Below are 13,286 nucleotides of genomic sequence, written 5' to 3' on the forward strand. Positions count from 1 at the left end.
CCGTTGCACGTCGTTCGCTACTCGTTGCCGATCTTCTTGTCCGCTGTGTCGCGGGCACCGTCGATCTTGTCGTCGTACTTGCCGCCCGTGGCCTTCTTGACCGCGTCGGCCACACCGCCGAGCACCTTGTCGCTGACGCCCTCGGCCTTCTCGCTCTGCAGGGCGTCCTGGACCTTGCCGTCCTTCAGGAACTCCTGGGCCTTCTTCGTGATGTCGTCGAACCCCGCCATCGGCTGCTCCTCGTCTCGGTGCGGAGCCCGTCGCTCCGTCCTGGCGCCGACAGTAGGCCGCCGGGTAGTCGTCCGTACCGGAACGTTCGGGGTCTTCACACCATCTGGGCGCTGCGACGGCGCGCGAGCACGTACCCGACGGCGACCGCACCGGACACCGCGAGCAACGACGGCACGAGGATGTCGGTGCCCTGCTGGGTGAACTCGACGACGAGCACGAGGGCGGTGAACGGCGCCCGCATGGTGGTGGCGAGGAAGGCCGCCGCCCCGACGAAGGCGAAGGCCGCGAGGCTCGGGCCGTCGGCCGGCCACAGCAGCAGCCACGCACCGCCGAGCCCGCCACCGATCGCCGACCCGATCGCGATCGAGGGGGTCAGCGTGCCACCGACCGCACCCGCTCCGATGGTGGCCGAGGTGGTCACGGTCCGCAGGACACCGAGCAGCAGCAGCAGGACGATCGGCGAGAGGCCGGCGAACGAGGCGTCGTCGAGCGTGGTGTTCATCGCGACGAGGCCGAGCGCCCGACCGTTGCCGAGGATCTCCGGGAACGGGATCGCGATGAGCCCCACCATCGCGAAGACCACCGGCAGCACGACGAGCAGGTGCCAGCCCTTCGGCGCGATGCCCTGCAGCCGGTTGGTCAGCTTGACGAACCCGACCCCGGCGAGCCCCAGCACAGGCCCGACGACGATCGCCCAGACGAGCAGCGACGGCGACAGGTGCATCGCGGGCACGTGGTAGAGCACCTCGTCCGGGATCACGAGCCGGGCGGTGATGGCGGCGACCGCACTCGTGGCGAAGGCGGGCAGGGCGGTCGCGAAGCTGATCTCGCCGAGCAGGACCTCGACCGCGAACAGCGCACCACCGAGGGGTACGTCGTACACGGCGGCGAGGCCGGCCGCAGCACCGCAGGCGACGAGGATCTTCGTCTCGCGTGCGGTCAGCCCCGCACGCCGGGTGACGAGTTGAGCAAGCCAGGCTCCGACCTCACGCGGCGCGACCTCCTTGCCGATGGACGCGCCGAGCCCCACGGCCAGGATCTGGATGCCGGCGTTCGCGAGCGTCGCCAGGGCCGGCATCCGCTTGCCGTCGACTGCCGCGGTGACCGAGACGATCGAGCGCCCCCACCGACGGAGCGCCCACCAGGCGAACCCGGTCAGGACGCCGGCCGCGGTGAGCGCGAGGAACCGGTTCAGGCCCGACGATGCGTCGGCGGCCTCGAGGTGCCCGCCGAACCCGTACCCGAAGGCGACGAACTGGATGAGCTGGAGCGCGAGCCAGACCGCGATGCCGGCGATGCCGCCGGAGACGCCCACCAGGGCGGTGACGACGGCGAGCTTGAGGGCCCAGACCGGGGTCGCGTGTCCGGAGTGCGGCATGACCGGAAGCCTAACGGGCTGGACGCACCCGATGACGGACCGCGACGGGCCCGCCGGACGCGGGACGAGCCTCCAGGCCGGGAGCCCCGACCACCCGCCGTCAGACGGCCGTCACCCGGAACGGCACCACGCAGTCGGCCGGCATGAGCGGTGGCTGCAGGCCGACGGTGCCGAGCACCCGGCCGCTGAACACCCGCGGGCCGGACCACCAGTCCGGCCGCCCCAGGTCGTGGCCGTCGCCGATGACCACCGGGTCGACGCGGTACGACGTGTCGGGATCGAGGTCGCGGAAGGTGACCCGGCCGGTGCCGGAGACCTCGGAGCGGCCGATGCTGGCGAGGAAGAAGACGGCCTGCTGCCGGTCCGACGCGACCGTGCCGTACACGAGCCGTGCGTCGTCGACCTCGTCCGAGCGCACCAGGTCACCGCCGTGCAGGAGCGGGCGGAGCTCCCGGTACAGCGCGATCCACTCGGTCAGTGCAGCGGACTCGTCGGCGGTCGCGCCGGCCAGGTCCCACTCGATGCCGAGGTGCCCGACCAGGGCGGTGCCGGCACGGAAGGCGAGGTCGTGGACGCGACCGGTCGTGTGGTTCCGGCCGCTCGCGATGTGCGACCCGAGCAGCTCCGGCGGCAGGAGCTGCTGCGTCCACCGGTGCATCTGCTGGCGCTCGAGCGGGTCGATGTCGTCGGACACCCACACTCGCGCGGTGTGCTCGATGACGCCGAGGTCGACCCGACCGCCACCCGACGAGCACGACTCGATCTCCAGCGACGGGAAGCGCTCGCCGAGCGTCGCCATCAACCGGTACGCGGCGAGGGTCTGCTCGTGGACCGCTGCGCCGCCGCCCGGGAACCCCGCCTCGACGAGGTCGCGGTTGTGGTCCCACTTCACGGCGTCGACCGCGTACTCGCCGATGATCGCCGTCATCCGTTCGAGCACGTGGTCGAAGGCCTCGGGGATCGCCAGGTTGAGCACCTGCTGGTCGCGGGACCGAGCGGGCAGCCGACCGTCGGCCTGCAGGATCCACTCCGGGTGGGCACGCGCCAGGTCGCTGTCCTCGTTCACCATCTCGGGTTCGAACCACAGGCCGAACTCCATGCCGAGCGCACGGACCCGGTCGACCAGGGGGCCGAGTCCGTCCGGCCAGACGTCCTCGTCGACGTACCAGTCACCGAGGCCGGCGTGGTCGTCGCGGCGGCCACGGAACCAGCCGTCGTCGAGCACGTAGCGTTCGACGCCGAGGGCCGCGGCACGCTCGGCGAGGTCGACGAGGCGGGCCAGGTCGTGGTCGAAGTACACGGCCTCCCACACGTTGATCGTCATCGGGCGGGGCGTCGTCGGGTGCTGCGGGCGGCTGCGGAGCCAGCGGTGGAACCGTCGGGCCTGGTCGTCGAGGCCGTCCCCGTGGGCGAAGTACACCCACGGCCCCTCGTACGTGTCGTCGGTGCCGAGCCGGACCTCGCCGGGCAGCAGGAGTTCGCCGCCGCCGATGACCTGGCGGCCGGTGGCGAGCCGTTCGGCGTGGTGCCGGTGGTTGCCGCTCCAGGCGGTGTGGACGCCCCAGACCTGACCGTGGGCGAAGCCGAAGCCCGGCTCCCCCACCGTCAGCACGGTCGCTGCGTCGGTGCCGGTACGACCCTTCCGGCCCTCGCGCTGGTGGGTTCCCACGACGAGTTCGCGGCGCTGCGGGGTCCGCTCCTTGCCCCAGCGGCCGGCGAAGTCCAGGATCTCGCGGGCCCCGGACGGGATCGGCATCGCGAGCGTCAGGTCGTCGACGGTGTAGACGCCGTCGGCGGTGTTCGTGACGCTCGCGCGGGCCCGCACCAGCCCGGAGCCGAGCATCTCGATGGTGACCCGGACGGTGAGTCCGGCGGTGGTGTCCTCGGCGTCGGCGGTGACCGCGGAGTCGGTGACGGCGAGCGACCTCACGGTGAACGCCGGCGACCAGTCGGCGCCGTCACGGTGCCCGGCGAGCCCCGGACGACCGCTCCAGCCCCGGTGTGGCTCGGGCAGCATCGACAGGCGGACCGGGTCGTCCATCTCGTTCGGGGACACCGGGGTGACGTCGGCGTCGGCGAGGGCCGTCAGCGCGTCGGTGTCGAGCGGGCCGAGTGCCGCTCCCCAGTGCACGACGGCGGGGAGCGCGTCGTCGCGGCAGTCCAGGACGAGCGAGACGCCACCGGCGGTCAGGTGGACGAGTTCGTGCGGCATGCGGGCTCCAGTCGGCGTCGTTGCACGTCAGAGCTTTCCGGTCCGGAGCCGTCCGCTGCAAATCCTGCTGCGGCGCGGCTCCGGTTGCGGCTCAGAACGAGCGCGGCTCCGGTTGTGGCTCAGAACCAGCGCTTGACCTTGAACACCACGTACAGGATCGCGGCGAACAGGACCATCGCGACGATCGACAGCGGGTACCCCCACGTCCAGCCGAGTTCGGGCATGTGCGTGAAGTTCATCCCGTAGATCGCGGCGATGAGCGTCGGCGCGAACAGGATCGCCGCCCAGCCGGAGATCTTCTTCGTGTCGTCGTTCTGCTTCTGCGCCGCCAGGGTCGAGTCGACGGTCAGTGCGTTCTGCAGCAGCTGCCGGAACGTGTCGAGGCGTTCCACCACCCGGATCGCGTGGTCGAGGACGTCACGGAACCGCCGCTGCATCTCGATCGGCAGGTGGTACTTCTCGGCGCCGCGGTGCAGGTTCTCGATCATGTAGACCAGGGGACGCGCCGCTCGCTGGAAGTCGACGACCTCGCCGAACAGCTCGTACGCGCGCCGGGACACCCCGGCCTCGCCCGAGAACAGCTGGTCCTCGATCTGGTTGATGTCCTCCTCGAGTCCGTCGATCACGGGCACGTAGCCGTCGACGATGGAGTCCATCAGCGCCCAGAGCTGCGCCTGCGGGCCGACGGTCACCAGCCCCGGCTTGCCGCTCAACCGCTGCAGCGCCCGGGGAACGGTCTGCTTGCCGCGGGGGTCGGCCTTCACGACGGCGAGGAAGAAGGTCTCACCGACGAAGGCGTGCACCTCGCCGAACGCCACCTCTTCCTGCTGGTCGTTGTACAGCGCGGGCTTGAGCACCACGAACAGCGTCGAGCCGTAGCGCTCGAGCTTCGGTCGCTGGTGCCCCTCGGCGGAGTCCTCGACGGCGAGTTCGTGCAGGCCGAGGGCGACCGCGACGTCGCCGAGTTCCTCGGCGTCGGGCTGGTGCAGGACGATGCACGCGCTGGCGCCCTGCTCGTCGAGCATCCGGAAGGTGTCGTCGAGGGACGGACTCGCGATCGGTGCGATCCGGTCGATGTAGACGGTGTTCAGTTCGACGCTCACGCGCCCACCGTACGCAGGGTGGCCGGTCTCCGGCCTGGAGGCCCGTGGCGGCCCCGCCACACGCCCCGCGTCCTGCCTGAACGTGCGCTGCACGGCCGTCGACACCGGCCGCCTACGGTGCAGGTCATCAGCATGCTGACGAAAGGGACTGTCATGAAGAGGATCTGGAAGCGCATCGCGGTGGCCGTGAGCGCGGTCGTCGCCGTCATCGGCGCGTACGTGGGGTCGGGCGCTGCCGGCGGCACGCCCATCCAGGACGCCGCCGGTGGCGCCCTGTCGGCGTCCTCGACCGCGATCGCCCCGGACGGCCCGGCCTTCTCGATCTGGAGTGTCGTCTACGCCGGGCTCATCGGCTACGCGGTGCTGCAGCTCTTCCGCACCGCGAACGACGAGCGGCACGAGCGGCTGGTGGTGCCGGCGGTGCTCTCCCTGCTGCTCAACGCCGCGTGGATCCTGTCGGTGCAGTTCGGGTTCCTGTGGGCGAGCGAGCCGATCATCGTCGCACTGCTCGCCGTGCTGATCTGGACGTTCACGATCCTGCGCCGGACCCCGTCCCGCGGCGTGGTCGAGGCGATCCTGACCGACGGCACGTTCGGTCTGTACCTCGGGTGGGTCTGCGTCGCGACGGCCGCGAACACCGCTGCGGTGCTGACGGCGGCGGGCTTCCGGGGCTTCGGACTCGGGCAGGACCCGTGGGGCGTGCTCGTCGCCGCCGTGGCCGGGCTCGTCGGGGTCCTCATCGCGCTGTGGGGCCGGGGACGCCTGGCACCCATGGCCTCGGTCGCGTGGGGTCTGGCGTGGGTCGCCGTGGCCCGGTTCGAGGGACCGCTCGTCTCCGTGCCGACGGCGGTCGCGGCCGTGGTGGCTGCGGCGGCCGTGGTCGTCGTGACCGTGGTGGTGCGTGCCCGCGCCGGCTGGGTCGGCTGGCGTGCCGATCGGGCGGCGGCCCCGATGGCCGCCTGACGCGCGGCTACCTGCGCGTCGTTTCGCGCTGAGCGACACCTCACGTGGCCGCTGGCCCGTGAGGTGTCGCTCAGCGCGAAGAATCAGCGCGCGGACGCGACCAGGCCGTGCGCGGCGGCGACCGCGGCGTTCGTGACCCGGCCGTCGTGCACGTTCAGGCCGGCGGCGAGTGCGGGGTCGGCTTCGAGTGCGGCCTCCCAGCCACGGTCGGCGATCGCGACGGCGTACGGCAGCGTGGCGTTCGTCAGCGAGATCGTGCTCGTTCGCGGGACGGCCCCGGGCATGTTCGCCACGCAGTAGTAGACGGTGTCGTGCACGGCGAAGGTGGGGTCGTCGTGGGTGGTCGGGTGCGAGCCCTCGAAGCAGCCGCCCTGGTCGATCGCGATGTCGACCAGCACCGAGCCCGGCCGCATGTCGGCGACCATCGCGTCGGTGACGAGCTTCGGCGCTGACGCCCCGGGGATGAGCACGGAGCCGATCACCAGGTCCGCGTCGCGCAGGGCCTCGGCGATGGCGTGCGCCGACGAGCGCAGGGTCGTGACGCGGCCGTCGAACCGGGCGTCCAGTGCCCGGAGCCGCGGCAGGCTGATGTCGAACACCGTGACGTCGGCGCCCATCCCGAGCGCCATCGTCGCGGCGTGCTCCCCAGCGACACCACCGCCGATGACGACCACGCGACCCTTCGGCGTGCCGGGGACCCCGCCGAGCAGCAGCCCGCGCCCACCGTTCGTGCGCATCAGGTGGAACGCGCCGACCTGGGAGGACAGTCGCCCGGCGACCTCGGACATCGGCGACAGCAGTGGCAGCGAGCGGTCCGGCAGCTGCACGGTCTCGTAGGCGATCGCCGTCGCACCCGAGTCGATGAGCGCGTCGGTCAGCGGTCGGTCGGCGGCGAGGTGCAGGTAGGTGAAGAGCACCTGGCCCGGCCGGATCATGGGGTACTCCGACGCGACCGGTTCCTTCACCTTGAGGATCAGCTCGGCGCGCTCCCACACCTCGGCCGCGGTGTCGACGATCGTGGCGCCGGCGGTGCGGTACTCGTCGTCGGTGAAGGCCGAACCGGACCCGGCACCGGCCTGCACCAACACCTGGTGGCCGTGCGACCCGAGCTCGGCGACACCGGCGGGCGTGGCCGCGACGCGGTACTCGTTGTTCTTGATCTCGGTGGGGACGCCGATGCGCATGCTGACTCCTTCGTGGGCGGTGCGTTCGTCCCGTCCATTCAGCACCGGATTCGCCCACAGCAGCGCTCAACCGAACATCCGGACAGCCGCAGCGCGATCCGTGTCATCAGATTCGGCGGAGCGGTCCGCAGCAGCAGTCGGTCAGTGCCCGCGCAGCGACTCGCTCGGCAGCTCCCCGAAACGGCTGCGGTAGGTCGCCGAGAAGCGCCCGAGGTGCCCGAAACCCCACGTCCGCGCGATCTCGGCCACCGTCGTCTCGTCCAGCGCACCGCCGACCAGGTCGGTTCGGGCGCCGTCGAGCCGCACGCCGCGCAGGAGCTCCCCCGGCGTCTGGTCGAGGTGCCGACGGAGCGACTGCTGCAACCCGCGGGGGCTGAGCCCGGCAGCCGCCGCGATGTCCGGCGTGCCGATCGCTTCGCGCGCGTGCTCGTGCACGAACTCGAGCGCTCGGCGCAGACGGTCGTGCTCCGGGCCGCTGCCGGACACCGTCGCCCGCCACTTGTTGCGCCGCGGGAACGCCCGGATCGCCGCGGTCGCGAAGGCCTCGGCGATGTCGTACTGCACCATCGGACTCATCGACCGGTCGACGTCGAGCCAGACGGCCGAGTACTTCCGCACCACCGACCGCCACAGCGCGATGCCGTCGGCGGTCGGGCGGCGCATCGGTTCGAAGGCGAAGTCGTCGTCACCGGCGACGGCACGGACGAAGTCGCGGTCGAGCTGCACCAGGTTCAGGGCGATGTCGTGGTGGTGCAGCGCGTACGGCTCGGCGAAGGGCAGCACGACCGGCACCCCGGCCTCGAGCTCGAACGTCTCGCCGCCCGTGGTGATCCGGCTCGAGCCGCTCCGCATCCAGGCGACCAGGAACTCGTCGTCGACCTGGCTCTCGCTCCGCAGGTCGACCATGAACCGTGACGAGCGCAGGGACATCCGCTCGTCACCGACGCCGGCGAAGTCCCAGTGGGCGTTCTCGTGGGTGCGACGGACCAGTGGAGCACGGAAGTCGTAGTCGCCCGTGAAGAACGCGAGCGCCTGGTCGACGTCGCTGCCGACCATCCGCCGGAAGTACCGCTGACCGGGCTGTTCGAGAGAAAGCACCATGGTCGAGAACCTAGGACAGACCACCGACAAAGTGCGTCAGGTCCTGACTCAGGGCTGCAGGATCGCCTGCCCCACGCTCTCGTCCAGGATCAGGTCCGTGATGAGCCCGGCAGCCAGTGCACCGCGCAGCGACGCCGCCTTCGACCGCCCGGCGACGACGCAGACCCGCCGCGGCGCGCGCTTGATCGTGTCGAGGTCCGGAGCGCCGGCCCGGGCGTTCACCCCGATGTCCTTCCACGAGCCGTCGGCCCGGTAGAACACCGTCGAGACGTCACCGACGACCCCCGCCTGCGTGAGCTCGTCACGGTCCTCGGGGTCGAGGTACCCGCCGGAGTACACGTGCGAGGGCACCGGGGCCTGCGGGGCACCGACACCGAACACGACGAGGTCCATCCGCTCGTGCAGGTCGAGCACACGGCGGATCGAACGCTCCCGGAACAGGGCCTCCTTCGTCGCGGGGTCGTCGAAGAACGCCGGCACCGGGAACTGCTGCACGAACGCGCCGTAGGCCTCGCCGAACCGGCGGAGGATCTCGGACGCGTAGACGATGCCGGTGGTGCGGGTGTTCGCGGCGCCGTTGATCTGCACGATCGTCGAGCCGTGGGTGGTCTTCGGCACCAGGTAGCGGCTGACCGCACTCACGGTCGAGCCCCACGAGATCCCGATGACCATGTTCGACTCGACGTACTGCGTCAGGATCCGGGCGGCGGACAGGGCCACCCGCTCGAGCCGGTCGACGTCGCTCGTGTGGTCCGGCACCGGGACGACGTGCGCGTGCACCCCGAAGCGGGAGCGGATGCTCCGGCTCAGCGCAGCGGCCTGGTCCAGGGGCGAACGGATCTGGATGTCGACGAGCCCCGTGTCCCTCGCGTACTTCAGCAGCCGCGACACCGACGAGCGCGAGGTGCCGAGTTCGTCGGCGATCGCGTCCATCGTCAGGTCCTGTAGGTAGTACAGGTGGGCGGCGCGCAGCGCCTGCTGCGTGCGCATGGGCTGAGCCGCATCACTCATGGTGCTCCGATCTGTCGAACGCAACCATGCACGGACGTGCACGGCCTCTGCAACCCCTGCCGCGCCTCCTGACCGCCGTGTCGGGCCTGGACGACACGTGTGCTGCACGTTCGTGCACGCGAGTTGCCCGCCCTGTCGAACGAGCGCACGATCGATCCTGACCCCACGAACAGACGAAGGAAGCGACGAACCATGTCGAAGAAGACACAGCCCCGGAACACGGTGACCGCCCTCACCGAGCGCCCGAACGCGCAGGTCCTCGTCGTCGGCGGCGGCATCAACGGCATCGCGACGTTCCGCGACCTGGCGCTCCAGGGCGTCGACGTCGCCCTGGTCGAGCGTGGCGACTACGCCTCCGGCGCCTCCGCGGCCTCGAGCCACATGATCCACGGCGGTATCCGCTACCTGGAGAACGGCGAGTTCCGCCTGGTGCGCGAGAGCGTGCAGGAGCGCAACGGCCTGATCCGCATCGCCCCGCACTACGTCAAGCCGCTGCAGACGACCATGCCGATCTTCTCGACGTTCTCCGGCATCATGAACGCCCCGCTGCGCATGCTGACGCACAAGCAGCGCTCCACCAAGGAGCGCGGCGCGATGCTCATCAAGATCGGCATGACGATCTACGACTCCTTCTCGCGTGACGGCGGCTCCGTCCCGAAGCACGTCTTCCGCACCAAGAAGGCCGCACTCGAGGACATGCCCGCCCTCAACAAGGACCTGAAGTACACGGGCACCTACTACGACGCGAGCGTGCACGAGCCCGAGCGCCTGGCCCTCGACGTCCTGAAGGACGGCCTGGCCGCGGGAGCCGACAAGGCACGCGCCGTCAACTACGTCGAGGCAGCCGGCACCCGCGACGGCGGCGTCCTGCTGCGTGACCGCGAGACCGGCGACGAGTTCGTCTTCACGGCCGACGTCGTGATCAACGCCTCCGGCCCCTGGACCGACCTGACGAACGAGGCGTTCGGCGGCGAGACGAAGTTCATGGGCGGCACGAAGGGCTCGCACATCGTCGTGCACAACGACGAGCTGCTCGAGGCCACGAAGGGCCGCGAGCTGTTCTTCGAGAACGACGACGGCCGCATCGTCCTCATCTACCCGCTCAAGGGCCGGGTGCTCATCGGCACGACCGACATCGACGCCGACCCCGCGAAGCCGGTCACGACGACCGACGAGGAGATCGACTACTTCTTCGGGCTCGTCAAGCACGTGTTCCCGCAGATCGACGTCACCCGCGACCACATCGTCTACAGCTACTCCGGCATCCGTCCGCTCCCCCGCCACGAGGACACCGCCCCCGGCTTCGTGTCCCGTGACTACCGGATCGTGGACACGCAGATCGCCGGCCTGCCGAAGTCCACCGTGCTGTCGCTCGTCGGTGGCAAGTGGACGACCTTCCGGGCCCTCGCTGCACACCTGTCCACCGAGGCGACGACCAAGCTCGGCATGAGCCGCAAGGTCGACACCACGGGCATGCCGATCGGCGGTGGCAAGGAGTTCCCGACCACCGACGCGCAGCGCGCCCTGTGGATCAAGTCGCACCGCGACGGCCTGGACGAGTCCCTGGTCGAGGGGCTGCTCGAGCGCTACGGCACCCGTGCCGCCGAGGTCGTGGACGTCCTGACCGACGGCCCGGTCGAGCCGCTCGAGTCCGACCCGTCGCTCACCCGCGCCGAGGTCGCGTACTTCGCCCGCCACGAGCAGGCCGTCCACCTGGTGGACGTCGTCCTGCGCCGCACGAACCTGGCGTTCGTCGGCGGGGTCACGATCGACCTGCTCGACGAGCTGGCCGACGTGCTCGCCGGTGCGCTCGGCTGGACGACCGAGGAGCGCGCGGACGAGGTCCAGCGCACGCTCGACGTGCTGCGTGAGTCGCACGGCGTGATCGTGCCGCTGACGTCCGCGTCGCAGCTCGCGTAGTCGACGCGACCGACCACAGACAGGAGGCGCGGTGCCAGCTGGCACCGCGCCTCCTGTCTGTCTGCTGGTCGCGTCAGAAACGCTCGCCGGTGGGGTCGAGCGCCGTGCGGTCGATGAGCTGGTCGCCGCCGACCGGTTCGCCTTCCCAGTCGACCAGGCGCCAGCCGTCGGCGAACGAGCCCTCGAGCTCGACGATGCCGGTGTTCTCCAGGTGACGCTTCGTGCCGAAGTGGTCCGGGGTGTTCTGCGCAGCTGCGCTCGCCCACGTGCGGATCGCGGCACCGTGGCTGACGGCGGCGCCGACCGCGACCCCGGTGGCCTCGATCTGCCGGACGGCGTCGTCGTAGCGCTCGAAGAACTCGACCCCGCTCTCGGCACCGGGCATCCGGGTCGTCCGGTCGCCGCCGGACCAGCCGTGCACGGTGGAGATGTAGGTCTGCACGGACACCTTGTCGCTCTTGCCCTGGGTGTCGCCCGCCTCGATCTCGCGCAGGCCCGGCAGCACCACGGGCTCGAGGCCGAGCGAGGTCGCCAGGGGCGCCGCGGTGATCTGCGTGCGGACCATCGACGACACGAACAGTCGCTCGATCCCCCGGTCGGCGAGCGCTGCGGGCAGGGCGTCGGCCTGCTGCTGCCCGAGCTCGGTCAGCCCCGGTCCGGGCACCACAGCATCGAGGATGCCGTGCACGTTCGCGGGGGTCTGGCCGTGGCGGATGAGCAGCAGTCGCATGCCGCCACCCTACGGACCGCCGCTGACGTCAGCCCTGCCGGGTGTTCCAGCGGGGGTTCTTCTTGTTGATGACGTAGACGCGACCCCGGCGTCGGACCACCTGCGAGCCGGGGATCTTCTTCAGGGCCTTGAGGGAGTTGCGGACCTTCACGACGAGCCTCCTTGTTGATAACGGTTTTCAGTTACAGTAGCGGACATGCGTGCTGCTGCCATCACCCTCGTCACCGCCCTGCACCAGGTCGACGCCGACCGCGTCGCCGCCCGGATCTCGGACGGACACCGGATGCACGTCGCCGGGAGTGCCTTCGCCACCGCCCGCGCCGTGGCCGACCGGGCCGACCAGCTCGACCGGGTCTGCGGACCCGACGCGGGCCACGGGCTCGTCGTCACCCTGCACCCCGGGGCCGATGCCCGAGCGGTCGGCATGCTGCTCGCCAACGCGGCACGGTCCGAGACCGGCGACGACCGGGTGCTGCGGCACGTCGTCGGGGTGCTGCGGGCCGACGATGTCGCGCACCTGCTGTGGTCGGACGTCGACGACGCCTTCGTGGCCGCGGACCGGATGGCCGCACTCGTCGAGTACGCGACGGTGATCGCCCTGGACCGCATCGAGCCGCTGTCGGGCCGTCGGCGACGGGCGCTCGTGTCACTACTGCACCGGATGGCGCCCCAGGCCGTGATCGTCGCCATGCCCGCGATCCGGAGCGCCGCCGACCTGCCTGCCTCGAACGGTGGAGCCGCACGGGTGCTCGCCACCGGTGCCGGCTGGATGCGGGCGCTGTCGAGCGGCGCGGACACCGGGCGCGAGGCCCGCGACGCCCTGGTCTCGATGCGCTACCGGGAGCCGCTGCCGTTCCACCCCGGACGGCTGTCGTCCGTCATCGCCGAGGACCTGTCCGCCGGCGTGAACGGCCGTGTGCTGCGGTCGCGGGGGTTCTTCCGCCTGGCCTCCCGACCGGACCACGTCGGCTCGTGGTCGAGCTTCGGGTCGATGCTCGCGCTCGACCCCACCGCGAACCCGTCGTGGGACGCCGACGCCCCGATCGGGCAGGCGCTGTGGTTCGTCGGCGAGCAGCTCGACGTCCGGGGGATCGAGCGGGCGCTCGACGGGGCGCTGCTCACGCCGTCGGAGCTGCTCGCCGGGCCGGACGTGTGGCGCGGCTGGCCGGACCCGTTCCCGGTGTGGCCCGCGGTGGACCCGGCGTCGGAGCACCGGCACGAGTGAGGGGGCGGGCGGCGCGGCGCGTGCGGCGCGGCGTGCGGGTGCTGGTGCGGGCGCGCGGGCGGGTGCGGACGCCGAACGACACTGTCGATGTCGTACGACGGCGACATCGTCGCTCCCAGAACGGTGCAACAGCCCGCGCACGCAACGAACGACGGGGTCGTTGTCGTGCGACAACGACCCCGTCGTTCGACGTCGGTCGGAAACACCCCGCCGACCGATCCCCCGCAC

General features: G+C 71.2%; 12 protein-coding genes. 3 read left to right on the forward strand and 9 right to left on the reverse strand.

The annotated features are described in order from the left end of the window. Positions 1–17: 17 nt before the first annotated feature. The 4 genes from HP445_RS09940 to HP445_RS09955 all read right to left on the reverse strand — a co-directional run bounded on the left by HP445_RS09940 (position 18) and on the right by HP445_RS09955 (position 4,924). On the reverse strand, positions 18–230 hold the full coding sequence (locus HP445_RS09940) for an Rv0909 family putative TA system antitoxin (RefSeq protein ID WP_128780913.1): 213 nt from the start codon (positions 228–230) through the stop codon (positions 18–20). Positions 231–325: 95 nt separating this feature from the next. Then, a complete protein-coding gene (locus tag HP445_RS09945; protein WP_071405054.1) occupies positions 326–1,609 on the reverse strand; it encodes a chloride channel protein in 1,284 nt (427 codons plus the stop codon). 100 nt (positions 1,610–1,709) lie between these two features. Further along, positions 1,710–3,821 (reverse strand): alpha-galactosidase, encoded by a 2,112-nt coding sequence (locus HP445_RS09950; protein ID WP_128780912.1) that lies wholly within the window; start codon positions 3,819–3,821, stop codon positions 1,710–1,712. A 119-nt stretch (positions 3,822–3,940) separates the two neighbouring features. Then, a complete protein-coding gene (locus HP445_RS09955; RefSeq protein WP_128780911.1) occupies positions 3,941–4,924 on the reverse strand; it encodes a magnesium and cobalt transport protein CorA in 984 nt (327 codons plus the stop codon). 153 nt (positions 4,925–5,077) lie between these two features. Here HP445_RS09955 and HP445_RS09960 point away from each other — a divergent pair, with 153 nt between their 5' ends. Continuing rightward, positions 5,078–5,887 carry a tryptophan-rich sensory protein gene (locus HP445_RS09960; protein ID WP_128780910.1) on the forward strand — a complete coding sequence of 270 codons (810 nt, stop codon included), beginning with the start codon at positions 5,078–5,080 and terminating at the stop codon, positions 5,885–5,887. 83 nt (positions 5,888–5,970) lie between these two features. On the opposite strand, the gene ald is transcribed toward HP445_RS09960, so the two are convergent. The 3 genes from ald to HP445_RS09975 form a co-directional block, all read right to left on the reverse strand. Next, on the reverse strand, positions 5,971–7,071 hold the full coding sequence (gene ald, locus HP445_RS09965) for an alanine dehydrogenase (RefSeq protein WP_128780909.1): 1,101 nt from the start codon (positions 7,069–7,071) through the stop codon (positions 5,971–5,973). A 141-nt stretch (positions 7,072–7,212) separates the two neighbouring features. Further along, complete coding sequence (locus HP445_RS09970; protein WP_128780908.1) at positions 7,213–8,172, reverse strand: AraC family transcriptional regulator; 960 nt, start codon at positions 8,170–8,172, stop codon at positions 7,213–7,215. Between the two features lie 48 nt (positions 8,173–8,220). Continuing rightward, on the reverse strand, positions 8,221–9,162 hold the full coding sequence (locus HP445_RS09975; protein ID WP_110862278.1) for a sugar-binding transcriptional regulator: 942 nt from the start codon (positions 9,160–9,162) through the stop codon (positions 8,221–8,223). A gap of 213 nt (positions 9,163–9,375) precedes the next feature. On the opposite strand from HP445_RS09975, the gene HP445_RS09980 reads away from it, so the two are divergent. Then, positions 9,376–11,103, forward strand: coding sequence for a glycerol-3-phosphate dehydrogenase/oxidase (locus tag HP445_RS09980; protein ID WP_128780907.1), 1,728 nt, complete (start codon positions 9,376–9,378; stop codon positions 11,101–11,103). Positions 11,104–11,176: 73 nt separating this feature from the next. Here the strand turns inward: HP445_RS09980 and HP445_RS09985 are convergent, their stop codons facing one another. Both HP445_RS09985 and ykgO read right to left on the reverse strand, forming a co-directional pair. After that, positions 11,177–11,833, reverse strand: coding sequence for a histidine phosphatase family protein (locus tag HP445_RS09985; protein ID WP_128780906.1), 657 nt, complete (start codon positions 11,831–11,833; stop codon positions 11,177–11,179). Between the two features lie 28 nt (positions 11,834–11,861). Beyond that, positions 11,862–11,984 (reverse strand): type B 50S ribosomal protein L36, encoded by a 123-nt coding sequence (gene ykgO / locus HP445_RS09990; protein ID WP_017888460.1) that lies wholly within the window; start codon positions 11,982–11,984, stop codon positions 11,862–11,864. A 45-nt stretch (positions 11,985–12,029) separates the two neighbouring features. Between ykgO and HP445_RS09995 the strand changes: the two genes are divergently transcribed. Continuing rightward, positions 12,030–13,058: a GTP-binding protein gene (locus tag HP445_RS09995; protein ID WP_128780905.1), complete on the forward strand. Its 1,029-nt coding sequence runs from the start codon at positions 12,030–12,032 to the stop codon at positions 13,056–13,058. Positions 13,059–13,286 lie beyond the last annotated feature (228 nt).

Origin of the sequence: Curtobacterium flaccumfaciens (assembly GCF_013359815.1) — a bacterium.
Lineage (GTDB): Bacteria > Actinomycetota > Actinomycetes > Actinomycetales > Microbacteriaceae > Curtobacterium > Curtobacterium flaccumfaciens.

Coding starts and splice junctions, on each gene's coding strand:
- HP445_RS09940 (WP_128780913.1), bottom strand. CDS start 230: ATGGCGGGGTTCGACGACATCACGAAGAAGGCCCAGGAGTTCCTGAAG.
- HP445_RS09945 (WP_071405054.1), bottom strand. CDS start 1,609: ATGCCGCACTCCGGACACGCGACCCCGGTCTGGGCCCTCAAGCTCGCC.
- HP445_RS09950 (WP_128780912.1), bottom strand. CDS start 3,821: ATGCCGCACGAACTCGTCCACCTGACCGCCGGTGGCGTCTCGCTCGTC.
- HP445_RS09960 (WP_128780910.1), top strand. CDS start 5,078: ATGAAGAGGATCTGGAAGCGCATCGCGGTGGCCGTGAGCGCGGTCGTC.
- ald (WP_128780909.1), bottom strand. CDS start 7,071: ATGCGCATCGGCGTCCCCACCGAGATCAAGAACAACGAGTACCGCGTC.
- HP445_RS09970 (WP_128780908.1), bottom strand. CDS start 8,172: ATGGTGCTTTCTCTCGAACAGCCCGGTCAGCGGTACTTCCGGCGGATG.
- HP445_RS09975 (WP_110862278.1), bottom strand. CDS start 9,162: ATGCGCACGCAGCAGGCGCTGCGCGCCGCCCACCTGTACTACCTACAG.
- HP445_RS09980 (WP_128780907.1), top strand. CDS start 9,376: ATGTCGAAGAAGACACAGCCCCGGAACACGGTGACCGCCCTCACCGAG.
- HP445_RS09985 (WP_128780906.1), bottom strand. CDS start 11,833: ATGCGACTGCTGCTCATCCGCCACGGCCAGACCCCCGCGAACGTGCAC.
- HP445_RS09995 (WP_128780905.1), top strand. CDS start 12,030: ATGCGTGCTGCTGCCATCACCCTCGTCACCGCCCTGCACCAGGTCGAC.